Source organism: Gammaproteobacteria bacterium (assembly GCA_033720895.1).
Classification (GTDB): Bacteria; Pseudomonadota; Gammaproteobacteria; order Natronospirales; family JAJUFS01; genus JAWWBS01.
In genome coordinates this window covers 54168-75177 of record JAWWBS010000002.1, presented here as the reverse complement: position 1 = coordinate 75177, position 21010 = coordinate 54168, and the positions used below count along the sequence as shown (strand labels likewise).

General features: G+C 62.1%; 20 protein-coding genes. 15 read left to right on the top strand and 5 right to left on the bottom strand.

From position 1 onward, the window contains the following. Positions 1-24 precede the first annotated feature (24 nt). The 5 genes from rpsR (at position 25) to alr (ending at position 4318) form a co-directional block, all read left to right on the top strand. Complete coding sequence (gene rpsR, locus R3217_00990; protein MDX1454009.1) at positions 25-249, top strand: 30S ribosomal protein S18; 225 nt, start codon at positions 25-27, stop codon at positions 247-249. Between the two features lie 54 nt (positions 250-303). Then, complete coding sequence (locus tag R3217_00985; protein MDX1454008.1) at positions 304-1191, top strand: hypothetical protein; 888 nt, start codon at positions 304-306, stop codon at positions 1189-1191. 29 nt (positions 1192-1220) lie between these two features. Beyond that, positions 1221-1670 (top strand): 50S ribosomal protein L9, encoded by a 450-nt coding sequence (gene rplI, locus R3217_00980; protein ID MDX1454007.1) that lies wholly within the window; start codon positions 1221-1223, stop codon positions 1668-1670. A 174-nt stretch (positions 1671-1844) separates the two neighbouring features. Continuing rightward, complete coding sequence (gene dnaB, locus R3217_00975; protein ID MDX1454006.1) at positions 1845-3242, top strand: replicative DNA helicase; 1398 nt, start codon at positions 1845-1847, stop codon at positions 3240-3242. Further along, on the top strand, positions 3239-4318 hold the full coding sequence (alr, locus tag R3217_00970) for an alanine racemase (protein ID MDX1454005.1): 1080 nt from the start codon (positions 3239-3241) through the stop codon (positions 4316-4318). Before dnaB ends, alr begins: the two co-directional genes overlap by 4 nt. A gap of 72 nt (positions 4319-4390) precedes the next feature. On the opposite strand, the gene R3217_00965 is transcribed toward alr, so the two are convergent. From R3217_00965 to R3217_00955, 3 genes are read right to left on the bottom strand one after another with little or no spacing between them, the layout of a single operon-like run. Further along, positions 4391-5110: an FHA domain-containing protein gene (locus R3217_00965; protein ID MDX1454004.1), complete on the bottom strand. Its 720-nt coding sequence runs from the start codon at positions 5108-5110 to the stop codon at positions 4391-4393. Between the two features lie 26 nt (positions 5111-5136). Continuing rightward, complete coding sequence (locus R3217_00960; GenBank protein MDX1454003.1) at positions 5137-5958, bottom strand: Stp1/IreP family PP2C-type Ser/Thr phosphatase; 822 nt, start codon at positions 5956-5958, stop codon at positions 5137-5139. Between the two features lie 24 nt (positions 5959-5982). Then, on the bottom strand, positions 5983-8742 hold the full coding sequence (locus R3217_00955) for a serine/threonine-protein kinase (GenBank protein MDX1454002.1): 2760 nt from the start codon (positions 8740-8742) through the stop codon (positions 5983-5985). 126 nt (positions 8743-8868) lie between these two features. On the opposite strand from R3217_00955, the gene radA reads away from it, so the two are divergent. After that, positions 8869-10230 (top strand): DNA repair protein RadA, encoded by a 1362-nt coding sequence (gene radA, locus R3217_00950; protein ID MDX1454001.1) that lies wholly within the window; start codon positions 8869-8871, stop codon positions 10228-10230. Between the two features lie 10 nt (positions 10231-10240). Here radA and R3217_00945 read toward each other — a convergent pair whose 3' ends face one another. Both R3217_00945 and ccsA read right to left on the bottom strand, forming a co-directional pair. Further along, positions 10241-11512: an HlyC/CorC family transporter gene (locus tag R3217_00945; protein ID MDX1454000.1), complete on the bottom strand. Its 1272-nt coding sequence runs from the start codon at positions 11510-11512 to the stop codon at positions 10241-10243. A 94-nt stretch (positions 11513-11606) separates the two neighbouring features. Next, positions 11607-12422 carry a cytochrome c biogenesis protein CcsA gene (gene ccsA, locus R3217_00940; GenBank protein MDX1453999.1) on the bottom strand — a complete coding sequence of 272 codons (816 nt, stop codon included), beginning with the start codon at positions 12420-12422 and terminating at the stop codon, positions 11607-11609. Between the two features lie 189 nt (positions 12423-12611). On the opposite strand from ccsA, the gene R3217_00935 reads away from it, so the two are divergent. The 9 genes from R3217_00935 (at position 12612) to dctP (ending at position 20984) form a co-directional block, all read left to right on the top strand. Next, the gene (locus R3217_00935; GenBank protein ID MDX1453998.1) at positions 12612-13379 is read left to right on the top strand and encodes a 3',5'-cyclic-nucleotide phosphodiesterase; all 768 of its coding nucleotides are present in this window, start codon (positions 12612-12614) and stop codon (positions 13377-13379) included. A gap of 53 nt (positions 13380-13432) precedes the next feature. After that, positions 13433-14803 (top strand): signal recognition particle protein, encoded by a 1371-nt coding sequence (gene ffh / locus R3217_00930; GenBank protein MDX1453997.1) that lies wholly within the window; start codon positions 13433-13435, stop codon positions 14801-14803. 157 nt (positions 14804-14960) lie between these two features. Next, a complete protein-coding gene (gene rpsP / locus R3217_00925; GenBank protein ID MDX1453996.1) occupies positions 14961-15203 on the top strand; it encodes a 30S ribosomal protein S16 in 243 nt (80 codons plus the stop codon). 67 nt (positions 15204-15270) lie between these two features. Next, on the top strand, positions 15271-15819 hold the full coding sequence (gene rimM, locus R3217_00920; protein MDX1453995.1) for a ribosome maturation factor RimM: 549 nt from the start codon (positions 15271-15273) through the stop codon (positions 15817-15819). A 2-nt stretch (positions 15820-15821) separates the two neighbouring features. Continuing rightward, entirely contained in the window at positions 15822-16580 is a 759-nt protein-coding gene (trmD, locus tag R3217_00915; GenBank protein ID MDX1453994.1) for a tRNA (guanosine(37)-N1)-methyltransferase TrmD, read from the top strand. A 64-nt stretch (positions 16581-16644) separates the two neighbouring features. Then, a complete protein-coding gene (gene rplS, locus R3217_00910) occupies positions 16645-16989 on the top strand; it encodes a 50S ribosomal protein L19 (GenBank protein ID MDX1453993.1) in 345 nt (114 codons plus the stop codon). A gap of 104 nt (positions 16990-17093) precedes the next feature. Beyond that, positions 17094-19061 (top strand): hypothetical protein, encoded by a 1968-nt coding sequence (locus R3217_00905; protein MDX1453992.1) that lies wholly within the window; start codon positions 17094-17096, stop codon positions 19059-19061. Continuing rightward, positions 19062-19910, top strand: coding sequence for a TRAP transporter TatT component family protein (locus R3217_00900; protein MDX1453991.1), 849 nt, complete (start codon positions 19062-19064; stop codon positions 19908-19910). It abuts the gene before it with no gap. Positions 19911-19970: 60 nt separating this feature from the next. Further along, the gene (gene dctP, locus R3217_00895; protein ID MDX1453990.1) at positions 19971-20984 is read left to right on the top strand and encodes a TRAP transporter substrate-binding protein DctP; all 1014 of its coding nucleotides are present in this window, start codon (positions 19971-19973) and stop codon (positions 20982-20984) included. Positions 20985-21010 lie beyond the last annotated feature (26 nt).

Genomic DNA, 21010 nt, shown 5'->3' with positions numbered 1-21010 from the left:
TGCATAGCGAATTAGGAGAGAGACATGTCGAAGTTTTTCCGTCGTCGCAAGTTCTGCCGCTTCACCGCCGAAGGCGTGAAGGAAATCGATTACAAGGATCTGACGACCCTTAAGCAGTACATCACCGAGACCGGCAAGATCGTTCCGAGCCGCATTACCGGCACGCGTCCGTTCTACCAGCGTCAGCTGGCTGTTGCCGTGAAGCGTGCGCGCTTCCTGGCACTGCTGCCGTACTCGGATCAGCATTAATTGTTGTGACGCCGGCCGCCCGGGGTGCCCGGGTCGGCTGGTGGCTTGATTGCCATGCAGAGACTTCTGCTCTGGCTGAGTGAGAGCCCGCTGAGAAGCGGGTGGGCGGTCGCCGCCCTCGCGCTGACAAGGGTGCTGGATATTTTCGGCGCTGCCTTGCTGGCGATGATCTCGATGCGCAAGGGCCTCTGGGCCGGCGTGCAGGTGGCCTTGCCAGCCTTGCTGCTGATTGTCGGCTTTGCCGTGATCACCGGCAGGCTGGAATTGATTGGCCAGGTTGCCGCCTTGTGGCTGCCCCTGCTGCTGCTGGGAGAAATCCTGCGCCGCACGGGGTCATTGCCACTGGCCATGCAGGCGCTTGTGGCCATGGTCGGCGCTGCGGGTGCCGGTTGGCTGTTGATGGCCGATGCGCCACTCGAGGCGATGCGCCAGCTGGTGGAGGACGTCGTCTTGCCGACCCTGGCGCAAATGCGCGATGGTCGCGAGCTGACCGCCGCGGAAGTGGCGGACATGGCGAGGGTAATGCCGGCCATGCTGGCGGCCTCGGCCACCCTGAGCATCGCACTGGCCTTGTTGCTGGCGCGTTTCTGGCAGGCGGTGGCATGGAATCCCGGCGGTTTTGGCCAGGATTTCAGGGCCTTCAGGATGGGGCGACCCTATGCCATGCTCGCGGGCCTGGCGTTGGGTGTTTCGGCCTACTGGCCGGATGCCTTTGCCAACCTGGTCGGGCTGGTGATGGCGGTGCCCCTGTTGTTGCAGGGTTTTGCCTTGCTGCATGGCGCAGTCAAGCTGCTGAAATTGAATGTTGCGGTACTCTGGCTGGTGTATTTGCTCAGCCTGCCGCTGACGGGGCTGGTGGTCCTGGTCATGGTGACCATCGGCGCCCTGGATAACTGGACCGACCTGCGAACGCGACTGGCGTCTCGACGGGGCGGTGAATGAATGCAATCTGTAAACACGGGTGAATGACGATGGAAGTAATTCTGCTGACCAAGGTCGACAACCTCGGCAACCTGGGTGACAAGGTCACCGTCAAGCCGGGCTATGGCCGCAATTACCTGCTGCCGCAGGGTCTCGCCAAGCCGGCAACGCCGGAAAATGTTGCCGAGTTCGAGGCGCGTCGCGCCGAACTGGAGAAGCAGCTGGCTGAAGAGCTGGCCGCTGCCCAGGCTCGTGCTGACAAGCTCGAAGGCATGAGCGTGGAGATCACCTCCAAGGCTGGCTCGGAAGGCAAGCTGTTCGGTTCGATCGGTACGGTCGACATCGCCGATGCGGTCACCAAGGCTGGCGTCGAGCTGGAGCGCAAGGAAGTGCGCATGCCGGAAGGCCCGCTGCGCATGGCCGGCGAGCATGAGATCGAGATCCACCTGCACTCCGACGTCAATGCGACCATCAAGGTCGTGATCGTCGGCGAGGAGTGATTCTCGCTTGAGTCGAGGGAGCCGCCGGATTCCGGCGGGCTCGCAAGATGTGAAAAAGGCCGGTCCGGGCGGATCGGCCTTTTTTGTTGTTTTCCACCAGTTATCCACAGGCTCTGCCATTCTCCCCGGGGGCGCTTGGCGGTAGGATAAATGGTCGGTTTCTAGGGGGATTCCATGGCCAATGCCATCACCAGTGTCGAGCAAGGCCGCTCGACAGACCAGCTGAAAGTACCGCCACACTCTGTCGAGGCCGAGCAGTCCGTCATCGGCGGGCTGATGCTGGACAATTCCAGCTGGGACCAGATTGCCGACCGGCTCGGCGCGCATGATTTCTACCGCCATGATCACCGATTGATTTTTGGTGCCATTGCCGCGCTGCGCGAAGCAGACAAGCCGGCCGATGCCATTACTGTCAGCGAGCAGCTGGAGCAGTCCGGCAAGCTCGAAGAGGCGGGGGGCATGGCCTACATTGGCGCCCTTGCAAAGGACGCGCCAGGTTCGGCCAATGTCCGTCACTATGCCGATATCGTGCGCGAGCGCTCTGTGTTGCGGCAGCTGATCCGGACGGGTAACGAGATTGCCTCCACGGCTCACACGCCGGAAGGGCGCACGCCGGCCGAGATCCTGGAGTTTGCCGAGCAGCGTGTTTTCGAAATTGCCGAGAAGGGAACGCGCGCGCAGCAGGGGTTTACCGGCATACGCAAGCTGCTGACCAAGGCGGTCGACCGCATCGACGAGCTGTTCAATTCCGACAGCCACATCACGGGCATCCCGACCGGCCTGACCAGTTTCGATGAGAAGACAGCCGGGCTTCAGCCTGGCGACCTGGTCATCGTTGCGGGTCGCCCCTCCATGGGCAAGACCTCTTTCGCAATGAACATGGTCGAGCACGCTGCCATCCGCGAAAAGGTGCCGGTTGCGGTGTTCTCGATGGAAATGCCAGGCGACCAGCTGGCCTTGCGAATGATTTCCTCGCTGGGTCGCATCAACCAGGGCAAGGTGCGCACCGGCAAGCTGGATGAAGAAGATTGGCCGCGGATCACCTCGGCCGTGACACTGATGTCCGAGGCGCCGATCTTCATTGACGACACGCCGGCACTCACGCCCACGGAAATGCGCGCCCGCGCGCGTCGCCTGAAGCGCGAGCACGGCCTTGGCATGATCGTGGTCGACTACCTGCAGCTGATGCAGGTCGCGGGGACCAAGGAAAACCGTGCGACCGAAATTTCCGAAATTTCACGCGGCCTGAAAGCGCTCGCCAAGGAACTCAGCGTACCGGTGATCGCACTGTCGCAGCTGAACCGTGGCCTTGAGCAGCGCCCGGACAAGCGTCCGATCATGTCTGACCTGCGCGAATCGGGCGCCATCGAGCAGGACGCCGACTTGATCGTCTTCATCTATCGCGACGAGGTTTACAACGAGGAAAGCCCGTTCAAGGGTACGGCCGAGGTCATCATCGGCAAGCAGCGTAACGGCCCGATCGGCATGGTGCGCGCCGCCTTCCTTGGCCAGTTCACCCGGTTTGAAAACCTTGCCAGCGATGCCTTCATGGGGGACGCACCGGACGCATGACCAGGGCAACCAGCGCGGTCATCGATCTCGATGCGCTCCGCCACAATTTCCAGGTATTGAGCCAGCGTGCCGATGGTGCGCGCGTCATGGCCGTGGTCAAGGCGAATGCCTATGGCCATGGTCTCGAAGCCGTGGTGCGTGCCTTGCCGGAAGCCGAACTCTTTGCCGTCGCGAGCCTTGATGAGGCTCGACGCATCCGTGCCGCCGGTGTCGATACGCCGGTGTTGCTGCTGGAGGGGGCTTTCGCCCCGGAAGAAATTTCCCTCGCGGCGGAAGCCGGCTTCGAACTGGTCGTCCACACGCAGCGCCAGCTTGCCTGGCTGGAAGCCTATTCCGGCTCGCGCCTGCCGATCTGGGTGAAGCTCGATACCGGAATGAACCGCCTCGGTTTCAAGCTGGATGAATTTCCTGCCGCGTGGCAGCGTGTTCTCGACTCGAATGCCGTTGCGGGCACGCCACGCCTGATGACCCATCTCGCCAAGGCCGATGACCTGGACGAGGCGGCAACCTCCGCCCAGATCGAACTGTTTCGCGAGGCCACCGAACACCTCGGTGGCGAGCTCAGCATCGCCAACTCCGCAGGCACCCTGGCCTTTCCCGCGTCGCACGCTGACTGGGTGCGTCCCGGCGTGTCACTGTATGGCGTCAGCCCGATCATCGACGAGAACGGCACGGAGCAGAACCTGCGGCCGGTGATGACCGTCTCGACCGAGCTGATCGCGGTCAAGCAGATGGCGGCCGGGGAAAGCATCGGTTATGGCGGCCGGTTCACGGCAGACAAGCCGAAGCGTTATGGCATCGCGGCTATCGGCTATGGCGATGGGTATCCGAGACACGCTGGCAACGGCACGCCGGTGCTGGTCAACGGCCAGCGCGTGCCGCTGATCGGCCGAGTCAGCATGGACATGATCGCCGTGGACCTGGACAGCCAGCCGGATGCACAGGAAGGTGATGAGGTGGTGCTCTGGGGTCGAGGCCTGCCCGTCGAGGAGATTGCTGTTGCCGCCGGCACGATTCCCTACGAGCTGCTGTGCGGGGTCACGCAGCGCGTCGATTTCACCCTGCAGGGCGAGTAGGGAAGCCAGGCCAGCTGGAAAAAGAAAAGCCGGGCATTGCCCGGCTTTCTCGTGTCTGTGCAATGGCAAAGATCAGATTTCGAAAAAGCCCATCTTCACGCCGGCCAGTTCGATAACGTCGTTGTGTGCCAGCTTCTTGCCTTCCTTGCCGACTTCCTGGTCGTTGACGGTTGGTGGCTTGCCCGAATCACCCTCGACCGGCACAACGAAGAAACCATCGGCACGACGGGTGATGGCAGCAACCTGCACGCCAGGGCGACCCAGCGTGGTCAAGGCCTTGTTCAATTCCAGTTCCTTGCCGGCAAAGGCGCCGGACAGAACCTGCAGCTTGGCTTTCGGCAGACCCTTCTGGGCGTCCGGGTTGACCGGTGCGCCGCCGGCACCTTCGACTGCCTTGTTGACACTGTCGAGGCTCGGTCCACCGGACTTCGCTCCCGGACGGATGATCATCGTCTTTTCGAAATCATCCTCGTCGTCGTCATCGCCGCCGCCAACAGCGGACGCAGCTTCGTTGACGTACTTGAGAGCATGCTTGCCGATGGTGATGGTGTCGCCGTCCTGTAGGGCGTGCTTCTTGATCAGCTTGCCGTTGACGTAAGTGCCGTTGGTGCTGTTCAGGTCTTCCAGGAAGGAATCATTCAGGATGTTGATGATCAGCGCATGGTGTCCGCTGACGGCCATGTTGTCGACATGGATGTCATTGTCGGCGAGGCGGCCAATGGTGAACCGTTCCTTGTCCATCTCGTACTCGGCCAGTACGGCCCCGTCCAAACTCAGGATTAACTTTCCCATTTCCTGCCCTCAATACCGGTGATGTGTCAGGCGAACCAGTCCATGAATCGGTTGAAGAAGCCTTGTTTGTCCCCGTAAGACTTCAGCGCTTTGGTAAGCACCACGGAGACGTTGTCACGCCCGCCGTTATCATTTGCCATCCTGACCAACTGTTGAGCCGCTGTGTCAAGATTAGCACTAAAGGTGCTGATAGTTAAGTGAATATCCTCGTCCTCGACCATGTCGGAAAGGCCGTCGGAGCAGAGCAACTGGATCTCGCCCTGCAGCACGACGTCTTCCTGGACGTCCACCTTGACCGTGGGTTCGATACCCAGCGCCCGGGTGACCAGGTTCTTGTTCAGTGATTTCCGGGCCTCCTCGGGCGTGTAGAACCCCCGGGATACCAGTTCCTGCAGCAGGGAGTGATCGAGAGTGACCTGTTCGAATCGGTCCCCGCGGACCCGGTACAGGCGCGAATCGCCAACATGGGCGATCGAGACGCGATTGTCATAGTAGAGGCAGGTCACGACGGTGGTGCCCATGCCTTCGCACTGCGGATTGTCCTTGGCCGTGTTGTGGATCCGGGCATTGGCCGCTTCGACGGCCTTCCTCAGCAGCAGGGTCTCGGCGGCATAGCCGGACTCGCCGACCTTCTGTTTGCGCGCTGTTTTCAAGCCCTTGCTGACGGTTTCGGTAATGGTCTCGACGGCCATGGCGCTGGCGACTTCACCGGCCTTGTAACCGCCCATGCCGTCGGCGAGCACCACCAGGCCGATTTCGATCTCGGTGCCGATGGCGTCTTCGTTATGCGAGCGGACGCGTCCGGTATCGGTCAGGCCCACGAATTGGAGTTTTCCTTTGAAGCTCATGTCCCTATCCCTATCCGCGGGCAATCAGCCCGGCAACTGACCTGCACAGGCCCGGATCTCGGCGGCCATTTCGTTACCATTCTGGTAGCGGTTGTCGACATTCTTGTCGAGTGCCTTGTTGATAATAGCATCCAGGCAGGCCGGCAGGTCCGGTTGGACCAGGCTTACCGGTGCATGCTCTTCGTTGGTGATCTTGTACATCAGCGCAGCCATGGAGTCGGCCCGGAAGGGCAGTTGTCCTGACAGCAGCTGGTAGAAAGTCACGCCCAGCGAGAACAGGTCGGAGCGGCCATCGACCTTCTGGCCGGCGAGCTGCTCGGGCGACATGTAGGAGGGGGTGCCCAGCACCATGCCGGTCTTGGTCTTGGAGCTGTCGGTAATTCGGGCAATGCCGAAATCGGTCAGCTTCATCGACTTGTCTTCGGGGTTGTACATGATGTTCGCTGGCTTGATGTCGCGATGCACCACGCCATTGCTGTGCGCATAGGCCAGTGCTTCGGCAGCGTTGGCCATCATGTCGCAGACCTGCCTGGCCGGGAGCAGGTTGTCCGCCTTGGTGTGCGGCACCAGGTCCTTGCCCTTCAGGAATTCCATGGCGATGTAGGCAAGGTCGTGTTCTTCGCCGGCATCGTAGATCGTCACGATGTAGGGGTGGTTCAGTCGCCCGGCCGTTTCCGCTTCCCGGAAGAAGCGCTCCTTCACTTCATCCAGTTCGTCGGCCTCGAACTCCTGCGACAGCGCCATGGTCTTGATCGCCACGACTCGGTTGATCTTCGGGTCACGGCCACCGTAGACGATGCCCATGGCGCCCTTGCCGAGCTCCTGCTCCACCTGGTAGCGGCCGAGCATCGGCTTCTGCATTTCGTCGCCATCGAGCATCAGGGTGCCGCCCGGATGACCGCCGCTGGAACCACCCAGCATGATGGTTTCTTCCATGGCCTGAGAGCGCTTCATGCGCTTCTGCAGATCCTTGTAGTTCGGATTGTGTTCGGCCATGTGTGAATAAACCGAGCCGGCCTTGTTGAACTGGCGCTTGCGCTCGTAGTCCAGCGCGAGGTTGTAAAGCGCGTCCATGACCGAATCGTCCATCGGGCACTTGCGGAATTTGTCGAAGGCCATGTCGAGCTGGCCTTGCTGCTGGAACGCAAGGCCGAGCATCTTGTTGCTCTCCGCACCTTCTGCTTCCGACTTCAAGCGGATGCGGTCGGTGACGCGGAACTGCTTGATGGTGATCAGCAGGTGCCCGGAGACCAGGAACATGACCGGCACCGTCAGGCGCAGCCACATGGAAGAGCCAGTCAGCAGCGAGAATTCCGCTACGAGAATCGCAACCAGCAGGCCGAGCGATGCCAGCGCGGCCATGCCGGGACGCAGGCGCGGCAGGATGGCAATGAGATAGAGCGCCAGCAGCAGGAAGGTGCCGAGCTCGGCATACAGCGCCCAGTCGGGACGCGTAAAGAAATCTTCCTTGAGAATGGCGGAAATCGTGTGTGCGACGGTGGTGACCGGCGCCATGTTCGGCGCCACCGGCGTCGGGAAGGAGTCGCCGACGCCCAGCGCGGTCGCTCCGATCAACACGATCTTGTCCTTGAAGCGCTCGACCGGCACGACGCCCTGCCAGACATCGGTGAAGGAATAGTGGTCGAAGCTGTCCTTGTTGTCGGAGGCGTAATAGTAGTTGTACATCAGCAGCTCGGGCGTGGTGCCGATCTGCAGGTTGCCAAGATTGACGCCTCGGCCCAGCACCACCTCCATGTCGCCCGGCGTCAGGTTCAGGCTTTGTGCGGCGACAGCGAGGGAAAAGGACGGGAACAGCAGGCCGTCGTATTGAACGGCCAGCGGTTCGAACCGCAGCGCACCATCCACGTCGGGAATGATCAGGATGTGACCGAGGCCTGCCGAGGATTCGGCCAGCGCCGGGATCGGCGGCTGGATGGCACCGTAGCTGAGCGGGTCCACCGCCAGCTCCGAGGCCGACACATTCATGATCGCATTGGCCAGCAGCCATGGCTGCAGCTCGGCATCCGGGCGGCCGATCGGGTTCGGTTCGGTCAGGGTCATCGGAAGGATGACATTGCCGGCGTTGGCTATGCTGGCGGCCAGCTGCTTGTCCGTGTCCAGCACATCGTCGGCGGTCGCCATGCGGATCCGCAATTCGAGCAGGGCAGAGACGACTTCTTCCGGGGTCTGGTAAATGATGGCCGGGATGTCGCCATCTCCCAGGACGTCGCCTTCGGCGGCGTCGGCAAGCCTTTCTTCGTCTGCCGCGGCGGGCCTGGTCGTTTCAGGCTGGTCCGCTTCGGCCGGCATGTCCTCGCCAGTGACGGCCTCCTCGCCTGCGGCGATGGCCATGTCGTCCGCCGGCATGTCTTCAACCGGCTCGGGTTCCGGCAGCGGGGCTTCTGCACCGAGGGCGGAACTGTCGTAGAAACGGGCGAGGTCGTCGATGTATTGCAGGCCGGGGTCGGACTGGGCTTCCGAGAAGAGCACGGTGCTGCCAATCACCTTGGCGCCGCCGGCGGCCAGCTTGTCGATCATGTCGGCATGCACGGAGCGTGGCCATGGCCAGCGGCCGATCAACTCGATGCTGGCATCGTCGATTTCGATGACGGCGATACGGTCGCTGGGTGCAGCGCCGGACATGCGCATGCCCATGTCGTAGCTGGCCGTTTCCATGCGCGAGAACGCTTCGGCGTAGATGCCATAGGCGAGCAGGAAGAACAGCAGTGAAAAGACCAGACCGAAAAACCAGTCACTGGTCCAGAAGCCCCCTTTTCCAGACACCGCAAACCCCCGTTTTTATTGGTGTTGTTTGAGCCAGTCTACCCGACCCCCGGTCAAAGGCAAACGCCAGCGTGCTACCATCCGGGCGTTCCGAGCACAGCCATCATAGAAGGGAATCCAGCCACCATGGCAAAGGCCAAGAAACGCTATACCTGCCAGTCTTGCGGGGCCGAGTTTCCGCAGTGGTCCGGGCAGTGCAGCGCCTGCAATGAATGGGACACCCTGGTCGAATCCATTGTCGAGAAATCCACGCCTGGTCGAAGCGTGGGCTGGGCCGGCGAAGCACCGGCGACCCAGAGCCTGAAGGAAGTGGCCATCGACGAGGAGGCCCGTACCGAGACCGGCATCGGCGAGCTGGACCGCGTGCTGGGCGGCGGCCTGGTGTCCGGTTCGGTCACCCTGATCGGTGGCGATCCCGGCATCGGCAAATCGACCCTGCTGATGCAGGCAGCGGCGACGCTCAGTGAAAAGCTGGACGTGCTGTATGTCACCGGCGAGGAATCCCTCAAGCAGGTGGGGCTGCGGGCGCGTCGCCTTGGCGTGCCATCGGCCGGCCTGTCGCTGCTGGCCGAAACCAATGTCGAAGCGATCAACGCCGTGGCTCGTCGCGAGCAGCCGGGCGTGTTGATTGTCGATTCCATCCAGACCATTCACACCGACGCCTTGCAGTCGGCCCCCGGTGCCGTGGCGCAATTGCGCGAGACGGCCGCGCAACTGGTGCGACTGGCCAAGCAGACCGGCATTGCGGTGTTCCTGGTGGGGCACGTCACCAAGGAAGGCGTCATTGCCGGACCGCGCGTTCTGGAACACATGGTCGATACGGTGCTCTATTTCGAGAACGATGCCGGCTCGCGTTATCGCGTCATTCGGGCCGTGAAGAATCGCTTTGGTGCGGTCAACGAGCTGGGCGTGTTCGTAATGATGGATGGCGGCCTGAAGGAAGTGAAAAATCCTTCCGCGATCTTTCTTTCCAAGCATGACGAACCGGTGTCGGGCAGCGCCGTGACCGTGACACGAGAAGGCTCCCGGCCATTGCTGGTCGAGGTGCAGGCCCTGGTCGACACGTCGCACCTTGGCAACCCGCGTCGTGTCGCTGTCGGCATGGAGCAGAATCGACTGTCGATGTTGCTGGCCGTCATGCATCGCCATGGTGGCGTCGGCATGTTCGACCAGGACGTGTTCGTCAATGTGGTCGGCGGTTTGCGCGTTGCAGAAACGGCGGCGGACCTGCCGGTGTTGCTGGCGGCGCTTTCCAGCCTGCGCGACAAACCCCTGGGCACCGGCTTGATCGTGTTCGGCGAGGTGGGACTGGCGGGAGAAGTGCGACCTGTCTACAACGGCGAAGAGCGCCTGCACGAAGCCGCGAAGCATGGTTTCAAGCGTGCCATCGTGCCCAAGGGCAACGTGGCGCGCAGTTTGAAAGTCGATGGGTTGGAGATCGTGCCGGTGCAGCGCCTGGAACAGGCCATTCGCGCCGCATACGAATGAGCGGTGAAGATCAGGTCTCGCTTTCTTCGCTGGCGGGCCTGACGCGGACCGTGCGCACGGCATTGCGAGAGGTCTGCACGATTTCCACCGGGTAGCCGTCCAGCAGCACACTCGTGTTCGGCTGCGGTATGGTTTCCAGGGTTTCCAGGATCAGGCCGTTCAGGGTCTTCGGTCCGTCGGTGGGCAGCTCCCAGCCCAGCGCGCGATTGAGCAATCGCAAGGGCACCGTGCCGGCAACGATGTAGGCACCTTCGCCATCGGGCGTCAGGTCGCGGCTCATCGCCAGCGGATCGGAAGTGAACTCGCCAACGATTTCCTCGAGGATGTCTTCCAGGGTCGCCAGGCCCTGGATGTCGCCGTACTCGTCCACCACCAGTCCGACCCGGCGATGCTGGTCCTGGAAGGCCAGCAATTGCCTGTGCAAGGGCGTGGCTTCCGGGATGAAGTAGGGCTCGGTCAGCAATTCACGCAATGTGTCGCGGTCGAATTCGTCACGCGCAGACGCGGCGAACACCCTTCGCAGGTGCAGGATGCCGATGACGTTGTCGATGGTCTCCTCGTACACCGGCAGGCGGGTATGCTGGCTGCGGAACAGCTGCTCCTTGATGTCGGTCCAGTCGTCAGCCAGGTCGATGCCCTGGATCTCCGCACGCGGCACCATGATGTCTTCGACCGTGGCCTGTTCCAGTTCCAGGATCCGCAGCAGCATGTCGCGGTGGGCCTTCGGGATGAGGGTGCCGGCTTCCAGCAGCACCGTGCGCAGCTCTTCGCCCGACAAAGAATGATCTTCGCCGTTCTCCGGCGACAGGCCGAACAGTCGCAGCACGGCATTCGACAGGGCATTCAGCAGCCAGATCAGCCAGCCGAAAAGTTTCAGCAGCGGGTAGTAGACATAAGCCGAGGGCAGGGCGACACGCTCTGGCCGGAGCACGGCAAAGGTCTTTGGCAGCAGTTCCGAGAAAATCAGCACGATCGGCGTCAGCACGAAGGGTACGGCCGCGAGGGCATTCTCGCCGTAGAGGCGCATGGCAATGACGCCGCTCAGGACCGAGGCCGCAATGTTCACGAGGTTGTTGCCGAACAGGATAAGGCCCAGCAGCCTGTCGGGACGCTCGAGCAGTTTCTCGGTCAGTCTCGCTGCCCGCGAGCCTGCCTTGGCACGGGTACGCAGGCGATAGCGATTGAGGGTCATCAGGCCCGTTTCCGAGCCGGAGAAGAATCCGGAGAGCACCAGCAATACGACAAGCGCGCCAATCATGGCGCTTATGGGTAAGTCATCCAAGCCGGGAAGGCCTCCTCGGGTGCGGCACTGCCGCGGACGTTCATTGTCTCGCGACTTGCATGGCCCGTGTCAAGCGGCAGGCCGAGTCAGCGGCTCAGGACCAGCTCTTGCCGAGGATCAGCTCCAGCACCACGCGGCTGCCGAAATAGGCCAGCACCAGCAAGGTGAAGCCTGACAGGGTCCAGCGGATGGCGGTGCGGCCGCGCCAGCCAAACTGCCAGCGGCCCCACAGCAAGGTTGCGAACACGACCCAGGCGAGAATGGATAGCACCGTCTTGTGGGCGAGGTGCTGCGCAAAAAGGTCTTCGATGAACAACAGGCCGCTGAACAGCGCCAGCGACAGCAGGGCAAAGCCCGCGGCCAGTGTCTGGAAAAGCAGGCTTTCCATGATGGTCAGTGGCGGCAGGGCGCGGATCAGCCCACCGGGTTGGTGCGCGCGCAGGCGACGCTCCTGCAGCCACAGCAGGATGGCCTGGAACGCGGCCAGCGCCAGCAGGCCGTAGGCCAGCACCGACAGCAGGATATGGGCTTCCAGCTGCCAGCTCGCATGCTGGATCAGGTTGGCGGGCTGCGCGGGCGACGCCAATGGCAATACCGCCAGGCCCAGCAAGGGGTAGAGGGCAATGCCCAGGTTGGCAGTGCCGCGCTGGATGGAGCCCAGCAGGGTCAGCAGGCCGATCTGCCAGGCCATCAGGGAAAAGACGATTCCCAGCTGCAGGTTCAGGCCGCCAGGCTGGTAGATGGCTGCTCGCAGGGCAAGCGCATGGGCAAGTACGGCCAGCGCCGCTGCGAACATGGCCGGCCAGCGCGATACAGCGGCAGCGGTCAGCCCGCGTCGAGCGCGAAAGAACAGCCATCCGGAGGCGAACAGGTAGGCTGCCATGGCAAAAGGGATCAACCAGTTCTGCAAGGTGTCTCCTTGGGGTAATCGCCCGCGAGCGCAGTGTTTTCAGGTGTTCCCGATGATGGCACAGGCATGGTTGCCGGTGAAGTGCCTGCCGGGCAATGTCGTCCCCGGGACCGGGCTTGGTAAAGCCGGACCCTGTGCTAACATGCCGTGAACGGTCAGCATGGCAACAGACCGCGGGGAAAATGACACATGCAGGTCAAGATTCTCGGCTGCAGTGGGGGGATTGGAGCCGGGTTACGCACGACGTCGATCCTGATCGATGACGACATCCTCATAGATACCGGAACAGGTATCGGGGATCTCGATCAGCAAGCGATGCAGTCAATCAAGCACGTTTTCGTGACGCACTCCCATCTTGATCACACGGCAGGCTTGCCGTTGTTGATCGATTCGGTCTTCGAGGCACGCCTTGACGACCCCTTGCAGGTGCATGCTCGCCGGGAAACCCTCACGGCCATCCGCGAACACATCTTCAACTGGATCCTGTGGCCCGATTTCACCATGCTGCCCACCGCCGAACAGCCGGTCCTGCAATTGAATGACCTGGCCGTCGGCGCATTGCGTGACATCGGCGGGCGCAAGCTGACGTCATTCGACGTCAACCATACCGTGCCGGGACTGGGCTTCATTGTCGAAAGCGAGGGCAAGGTGTTCGCCTTCAGCGGTGACACGGCATCCAATGAAACCCTCTGGGCTGCCCTGAATGCGCTGCCCCGGCTGGATTTGCTCGTGATCGAGACAGCCTTCGGGAATCGCAATGAAGAGCTGGCCTGGCTGGCGAGGCATTACTGCCCCCGGACCCTTGCATCGGACCTCAAGAAACTGAAGCACGACCCGGATATCTGGATCACCCATCTCAAGCCTGGCGCCGAGGACCAGATTTTCTCCGAGATCGAGGAGGCCATTCCTGAGCGACGCGTGCACCGCCTCATGGGTGGCGAGACGTTCAACTTCTGAGCCAGCGCCTTTATACTCTCCGACCTTTCCAATCCACCGCGGTAAACAACTGAATGTTCCAGAATCTCTCCGATCGACTTGGCGGCGTGCTCGACGGCCTGCGTGGCAAGGGCCGCCTGACCGATGACAACATCAAGTCCGGGCTGCGCGAGATTCGCATGGCACTGCTGGAGGCTGACGTCGCGCTGCCGGTGGTCAAGGACTTCATCTCGGGGGTCAAGGAACGTGCGGTCGGCGCGGAGCTGATCAAGAGCCTCAAGCCTGGCCAGGTGCTGGTAAAGATCGTGCACGAGGAGCTGGTGCGGGTGATGGGCGAGGCCGCGCCGATCGATTTCCGCCGCCAGCCGCCGGTCGTGATCCTGCTGGCCGGCCTGCAAGGTGCGGGCAAGACCACCTCGGCGGCCAAGATGGCGCGTCGCTTCCAGGAAAAGGACAAGCGCAAGGTCATGCTGGCCAGCCTCGACGTGTATCGACCGGCGGCAATGGACCAGCTGGAACGGCTGTCCGGGGATGTTGCGGCCGGATTCTTCAAGGCGGATTCGAACACCGCGCCGGTTGCCATTGCCGAAGCGGCGGTGGCAGCGGCAAGAAAGCAGGGATACGACACCCTGATCCTCGATACCGCTGGCCGGACCACCGTGGACGAGGCCATGATGGCCGAGATCAGGGCCATTCATGCGGCTACCGATCCGGCTGAAACCCTGTTCGTTGTCGATGCCATGACCGGCCAGGATGCGGCGAAGACGGCCGCCGCGTTTGGCGAGGCGCTGCCGCTGTCCGGCATCGTGCTGACCAAGGCAGATGGTGACGCTCGTGGTGGCGCGGCCCTGTCGGCGCGCAGCATCACCGGCGCGCCGATCAAGTTCCTCGGCACGGGCGAGAAGACCGAGCGACTGGAACCCTTCGATCCGGAGCGGGTGGCGTCGCGCATCCTCGGCATGGGCGATGTCCTGAGCCTGGTCGAGGACGTGCAGGACAAGGTCGACCAGGACCAGGCCCAGAAACTGGCGAAAAAGCTGAAATCGGGCAAGGGCTTCGATCTCGCCGATTTCAGCCAGCAGCTGGCCCAGATGGAAAGCATGGGCGGCATGGCCGGCCTGATGGAAAAGCTGCCGGGCGGGGCGAAACTCGCGAAAGGCAAGGATCAGATGGACCATGCCGAGCGGGAAATCCGCCGCCAGCGGGCCATCATCAATTCCATGACACCGAAGGAGCGACGCCGGCCGGATGTCATCAATGGCTCCCGGAAACGCAGGATTGCCGCGGGCTCAGGCCTGCAGGTGCAGGACGTGAACCGCCTGCTGAAGCAGTTCACCCAGATGCAGAAAATGATGAAAAAGATGCAAAAGGGCGGCCTGAAGAAGATGATGCGTGGCATGGGTGGGCCCGGCGGTGGCATGGGCGGCGGCTTTCCCGGCTTCTGAGGGCGGCGCAAAGCCTGAAAATAGCCCGGAATAATGGGCTTTAAGTGGCTTGAAACCCTTCACATTTCCTGAAATTCCCGTAAAATGCGCCGTTTACATTTGCGAGGGGCAGATGCGCCCTCGCATGCTCATTGGAAAACCGAGGTAATAACGACTCATGGTAACGATTCGATTGGCGCGCGGTGGCGCGAAGAAGCGCCCGTTCTACCACATCGTGGTGACTGACAGCCGCAACAAGCGTGATGGCCGCTACATCGAGCGCCTGGGCTTCTTCAACCCGATGGCTGTCGGTGGTGAAGAAGAACTGCGTCTTGATGCAGAACGTGCGCAGCACTGGATCAGCAAGGGTGCCAAGGCCTCTGATCGCGTTTCCAAGCTGCTGAAGAAGTCGGCAGCCTGAGTCACCTTTGGCTCCGGCTTGCCGGAGCCTCGTGACGCGGGAACACACTGCAAGGCGATACTTGTTGATGAGTAAGGCGCGTCACGCAGCACGCAGCGAAGAGCAGCGTGTGGAACTGGGCCGGATATCCGGCGTTTTCGGCGTCAAGGGCTGGGTCAAGGTGTATTCCGAGACCAAGCCGCGCGAAAACATCGTCAACTACAGCCCCTGGCAGGTTTGCGTGCGAGGGGAATGGCAGGAGATGAAGGTGTTGTCCGGCAAGCGCCAGGGCAAGACCGTCGTCGCCAGCCTGGAAGGCATCGAAGACCGCGATGCCGCGGCCATGCTCAGGGGCGCACCGATCGCCATCTGGCGCTCGCAGTTGCCGCCGCCGAAGCAGGGCGAGGTGTACTGGGCCGACCTGGAAGGGCTGGCCGTCAGGACCACCGACGGTGTCGAGCTGGGCACGATCAGTCACATGGTCGAAACCGGTTCGAACGATGTCATGGTGGTTCACGAGGCAGTTGATGGCGGCAAGCGAAAGGAGCGGCTGGTGCCCTTCATTCGCGAGCAGGTGGTCAAGGAAGTCGATATCGAGGGTGGCCTGGTTACCGTCGATTGGGATCCGGAGTTCTGATCATGCGCATAGACGTGATCAGCCTGTTTCCGGAGATGTTCGAAGCGGTAACGGCCTTTGGCGTTACCGGCCGGGCGGCCGACAAGGGCTTGCTCGACGTGCGGGCCTGGAACCCTCGTGATTACACGACGGACAAGCACCGCACGGTGGATGACCGTCCTTACGGGGGCGGGCCAGGCATGGTCATGAAGGTCGAGCCGTTGACGGAAGCGGTGCACGACGCCAGGGCCAGTGCCGGCAAGCGTTACCGGACCATCTGCCTGAGTCCGCAGGGACGGCCGCTGACCCAGCGCCGCGCGGAAGAACTGGCAAGGGAGCCGGGCCTGGTGTTGATCGCCGGGCGCTACGAAGGGATCGATGAGCGTTTCATCGATGCCGAAGTGGACGAAGAAGTATCGATCGGGGATTACGTGCTGTCGGGCGGCGAGTTGCCGGCGATGGTACTGATCGATGCAATCACGAGACTGCTCCCCGGTGCGCTGGGTGATGCGGACTCGGCAGAAGAAGATTCATTCGTGCAGGGCTGGCTGGATTGCCCGCACTACACGCGACCGGAGGAAATCGACGGTCGACGCGTCCCGCAGGTGCTGCTGGACGGCAATCACGCCGAGATCCGGCGCTGGCGATTGCAGCAATCGCTGGGGCGGACCTGGCAAAGAAGGCCCGACTTGCTGGATGCAGTCGAGCTGGATGACGAACAGGCCGAGTTGCTGAAGCAGTTCATTCGGGAGCGCGGCAGGCAGGATTCGGACTCGCAGTAGCGTTGGACATGACAGGGCTGCGACTCGAACTCGAATTTACATTTGTCTTAACAGGTGAAAGACGATGAGCAACATCATTAAGGAAATCGAAGCGGAACAGATGAACCGCGACATCCCCGAGTTCGGTCCGGGCGACACCGTTGTCGTTCAGGTCCGTGTTGTCGAGGGCGAGCGCGAGCGTCTGCAGGCGTTTGAAGGCGTCGTGATTGCCAAGCGCAACCGCGGCCTGCACAGCGCGTTCACGGTGCGGAAGATGTCGCACGGTGAAGGTGTCGAGCGCGTTTTCCAGACCTACAGCCCGACGGTCGCCGAAATCAAGGTGAAGCGTCGCGGTGATGTGCGCCGTGCCAAGCTGTACTACCTGCGCGATCGCCAGGGCAAGTCGGCACGCGTCAAGGAAAAGGTCTGATCGACTGCATTCGGCCGGCTTTCGCTCGAAAGTTGCCGGATGCAGGCAAGCGACCTGAACCGTTAGAATGGCGGGACCTTTCCGGGGCCCGCCATTTTTGCATCATGAAGCCGATATTCACTTCCCTTCTCCTGGTCTTGCTGGCTGCCCCTGCGGCGGGTGGCGAGCCGTCAGCGACTGGCGGTACCGAAACCTTCCCGATAAGCAGCCAGCCCGACACGAACACGCTGCCGGACGAGGGCGAGGTCGCTGACGCTGTCGATGGTGACATCACGGTCGGGGATGATGCGGTGGAGCTTGTCGAAGCAGCCCCGCCGGAACCTCAGTTCGCATCCGACACCATCGAAGAAATCCAGCGCCTGACCATGGCCGGTGCGCCGGAGCTTGCGCTAGACCTGCTGGGTGAGGCGCAGGCCAGTTACGACAAGGATCCGGAAGCCTGGCGCAATTTCGAGCGCTTGCGGGTGGAAATACTGCGCCGGGGTGGCCGTTGGGAACGACTGATCGCGCATCTCTCCGGCGAGCTGCCATCGACACTGTCCTTGCTGGACCAGCGCTGGACGCAATCGGTACTGGCTACCGCGCTGGTTGCCGGTCAGCGTGGCGAAGAAGCCATTCCCGTCCTGCGGGGACTGATCTGGAGTGACAGCCAGCTGTCGACGGCCGAGCGCATGGGCTGGCAGCGTTTGCTGATCCGCGCCTATGAGCAAGCCGACCTGCTCGACGAGGCGCGCATGGCCATCCAGCGTTACCAGCAGGATTACGAATTGCAGGATGACGACTGGACCATCGAGCGTGCGCGACTTGCGTTGCGGGTCATGGCACCCGAGGAGGCCGTCGCACTGCTGCAAGACGTCAATACGCAGAATGCGCAGGTACTGCGCATGATCGGCAAGTTGTGGTCCGGCGCGACACCCCCGGAGAAGATCGTCGAGCAGGCGGTCTCGCTTGGCGTGGACAAGAACATCAAGGAAGGACTGCGCCGCGAGGCCTGGGCAGTGGCAGCGGAAGCTGCAGACATGCTCAACAGTCGCGAAGCACGAATCGCGGCACTCGAACGTGGCCTGATCCTTTCACCGGAGCCGGGCGTAGCACCGATCATCGAGATCAATGCCGACGCCTTGTGGGATGCCTACGTGAAGTATGGCGAGCGTCTCGGCAACCAGGAGCAGTTGATCGTGGGCGAGGACGAGGCCTGGTTCCTGGCGGCGTCCAATCGCTATGACAAGAGTCCCGTCCAGGCGAGAGCCCTGTTTGCCGTCGTTGCACGCCAGGCTTTTCGAGAAGACCAGGCCGACATTGCCCACTGGCAGCTGGCCTCGTTGCTGGACCAGCGGGTCCCCAGTGGCGGCAAGCTGATGCAGGCGCTGTATCTCGATTCGGAGCATTTCCCGACGCCTGACAGCATTCCGCCCGCTGTTCGTTACCTGCTGGTCAATCACGTGCTGGCAATTCCCGACATTCCGCTGGCGTCGAAGCTGGTACGCGGCCTCGAGCAGGCGCCGGAGGAGACCGACCCGGTGGAATGGCATTTGCGCCGGGCGCGCGTGCTGCTGCTGGGCGGCGCGATCGATGCCGGTATCGATGCCTTGCAGACCCTGTTTGGCGGACGCGCCAGCGGCGAGTACACGCTGGATCGCGATCGGGTCCTGCAGGTCGTGTTCGACCTCCAGACCCTCGGTCGACACGCCGCCGCGCTGCGCTTCTTTCACCAATTGTCCATGCTTGAGGCTTCGGAACAGGCGCGGCGGGAACTACACTACTGGATCGCGGATTCGCTCAGTGCAATGGGCCGTCATGCCGATGCCGCGCGGGAATACCTGAGGTCCGCACTGCTGTTTGATCCCTATGCGGCCGATCCCTGGGCGCAGACGTCGAAGTTCAGGGCTGGCGAGGAAATGGTAAAAGCAGGGCTGTACGGCGATGCGCGGGTGCAGTTCCAGGGTTTGTTGAATGCCACACGCGACCCGGGCCGCAAGGCGGTCCTGCGGAATCACTTGCAGCAGGTCGAGCTGCTGGAGCGCGGGACCGAATCCCGTGGCCTGCCGCAGTCGCCGCTGACGGAGCGATAGATGAGAGAACGGATTTTCATGTTGCTGTTGCCGCTGGTCACCCTGCTGGGCAGTGGCTGCGCCAGCCTGGTCAGTGGTGCCACGGACAACCTGTCGCGTGCCATCCTGAACCATGATGATCCGGGCGTGGTGCAGGATGCTGCGCCGGCCTACCTGGTACTGGTGGACAGTTTCATTACCGGCGATCCGGACGACGAGGACAGCCTGCGTGTCGGCGCCAGCCTGTACGCGGCGTACACCGGCATTTTCATCACGGACACCGAGCGTGCCATGCGCCTGTCGGACCGGTCCTATGATTACGCTCGCCGTGCGCTGTGCGAGTACGAGGACGAGCTGTGTGGCCTGGACAAGATGGCGTTCCCCGAGCTGACACGTCGACTCGCCGAACGTGATGACGAGGATGACCTGCCGTTTCTCGGCACCCTGGCGCAGAGCTGGCTGGTCTGGATCCGGGCGCATTCCACCGACTGGTCTGCGGTTGCCGACCTGCCACGCGTCGAGGAACTGCTGAAGACGGTGCTGCGAATAGACGAAACCTGGGAGCAGGGAACGGCCCACCAGTACATGGGCATGCTGCTGACCGTTCGCCCGCCTGCGCTGGGCGGCAAGCCGGAGGAGGCTCGCAAGCATTTCGAGCGGGCCATCGACATGTCCGGTGGTACCAACCTAGGCGCCAAGGTGGCGATGGCAGAGAGCTATGCCCGCCTGGTATTCGATCGCGAGTTGCATGATCGCCTCTTGAACGACGTGCTCGAGGCGGATGTAAATGCCGAAGGCCAGACCCTGCTGAATGTCATGGCCAAGCAGCAGGCCCGGGAACTTCTTGCCTCGGCAGATGACTATTTCTAATTACCTTGTGGCTGGCCAGGCCGTGGCGCTGCCATCCTGAATTCAGAGCGGAGAATCACCTTGAAGCGTTTTGTCATTTCCGGGCTGCTGCTGGCAGCCGCCTTTGTTCTGCCGGCCCATGCCGGTGAAACCACGTTCAAGATTGCCACGCTGGCTCCTGACGGCTCGTCCTGGATGGTCGAGATGCGCAAGTCGGCAGAAGTGATTGCCAATGCGACGGACGGTCGTGTGAAATTCAAGTTCTACCCGGGCGGTGTCATGGGCAATGACAAGAGCGTGCTCCGGAAGATTCGCATCGGCCAGTTGCATGGCGCAGCGTTCACGGCAGGCGGCATCGCCGAGGTCTATCCGGACATCCTCGTCTATTCATTGCCGTTTGCGTTCCGCAGCCACGACGAAGTCGATTATGTCCGAGACAAACTCGACCCGGTGCTGAAAGCAGGCCTGGAAGATGCGGGATTCGTCACCTTCGGTTTTGCCGATGGGGGCTTTGCCAAGATCATGTCCAAGTCGCCGATTCGTTCCGCAGCCGATCTCGATGGCGAGAAGTCCTGGGTGCCGGAAGGAGACAAGATCTCCTATGACGTCCTGAGTGCACTGGGCGTGTCCCCGGTCACCTTGCCGATCACGGACGTGATGACCGGCTTGCAGACTGGCCTGGTCTCGGCAATCGGCGCATCACCGCTGGGTGCCATCGCCTTCCAGTGGCACACCCGTGTGCAGTACATGACGGACGAACCGTTGATGTACCTGATGGGTGTATTCGCCATCGACAAGAAGCGTTATGCGCAGCTCAGCGATGCCGACAGTAAGGTCGTGCGTGACGAACTGGAGCGACTGTTTGCAGCGCTCAACCAGCAGAATCGAAAGGACAACAACTCGGCGCATGAAGCATTGAAGGGCCAGGGTATCGAATTCGTCGAGCCGACCGATGCCGGCCTGGAAGAATGGCGTACGACTTCGGAAAAGGTCAGCCGCCAGCTGGCAGCCGAGGGCGAGTTTTCCGTCGAGCTGACCAACCGCGTTTACGATCTTCTCGAAGAGAAGCGCAATGGCGGCCAGGCTTCCCACTGAGTGATCTTTGCCAACATGCAAGGACG

What these genes read in the sequence shown, in the direction of transcription:
- rpsR (MDX1454009.1), top strand. Translation starts at nt 25, where the DNA reads ATGTCGAAGTTTTTCCGTCGTCGCAAGTTCTGCCGCTTCACCGCCGAA.
- R3217_00985 (MDX1454008.1), top strand. Translation starts at nt 304, where the DNA reads ATGCAGAGACTTCTGCTCTGGCTGAGTGAGAGCCCGCTGAGAAGCGGG.
- rplI (MDX1454007.1), top strand. Translation starts at nt 1,221, where the DNA reads ATGGAAGTAATTCTGCTGACCAAGGTCGACAACCTCGGCAACCTGGGT.
- dnaB (MDX1454006.1), top strand. Translation starts at nt 1,845, where the DNA reads ATGGCCAATGCCATCACCAGTGTCGAGCAAGGCCGCTCGACAGACCAG.
- alr (MDX1454005.1), top strand. Translation starts at nt 3,239, where the DNA reads ATGACCAGGGCAACCAGCGCGGTCATCGATCTCGATGCGCTCCGCCAC.
- R3217_00965 (MDX1454004.1), bottom strand. Translation starts at nt 5,110, where the DNA reads ATGGGAAAGTTAATCCTGAGTTTGGACGGGGCCGTACTGGCCGAGTAC.
- R3217_00960 (MDX1454003.1), bottom strand. Translation starts at nt 5,958, where the DNA reads ATGAGCTTCAAAGGAAAACTCCAATTCGTGGGCCTGACCGATACCGGA.
- radA (MDX1454001.1), top strand. Translation starts at nt 8,869, where the DNA reads ATGGCAAAGGCCAAGAAACGCTATACCTGCCAGTCTTGCGGGGCCGAG.
- R3217_00935 (MDX1453998.1), top strand. Translation starts at nt 12,612, where the DNA reads ATGCAGGTCAAGATTCTCGGCTGCAGTGGGGGGATTGGAGCCGGGTTA.
- ffh (MDX1453997.1), top strand. Translation starts at nt 13,433, where the DNA reads ATGTTCCAGAATCTCTCCGATCGACTTGGCGGCGTGCTCGACGGCCTG.
- rpsP (MDX1453996.1), top strand. Translation starts at nt 14,961, where the DNA reads ATGGTAACGATTCGATTGGCGCGCGGTGGCGCGAAGAAGCGCCCGTTC.
- rimM (MDX1453995.1), top strand. Translation starts at nt 15,271, where the DNA reads ATGAGTAAGGCGCGTCACGCAGCACGCAGCGAAGAGCAGCGTGTGGAA.
- trmD (MDX1453994.1), top strand. Translation starts at nt 15,822, where the DNA reads ATGCGCATAGACGTGATCAGCCTGTTTCCGGAGATGTTCGAAGCGGTA.
- rplS (MDX1453993.1), top strand. Translation starts at nt 16,645, where the DNA reads ATGAGCAACATCATTAAGGAAATCGAAGCGGAACAGATGAACCGCGAC.
- R3217_00905 (MDX1453992.1), top strand. Translation starts at nt 17,094, where the DNA reads ATGAAGCCGATATTCACTTCCCTTCTCCTGGTCTTGCTGGCTGCCCCT.
- R3217_00900 (MDX1453991.1), top strand. Translation starts at nt 19,062, where the DNA reads ATGAGAGAACGGATTTTCATGTTGCTGTTGCCGCTGGTCACCCTGCTG.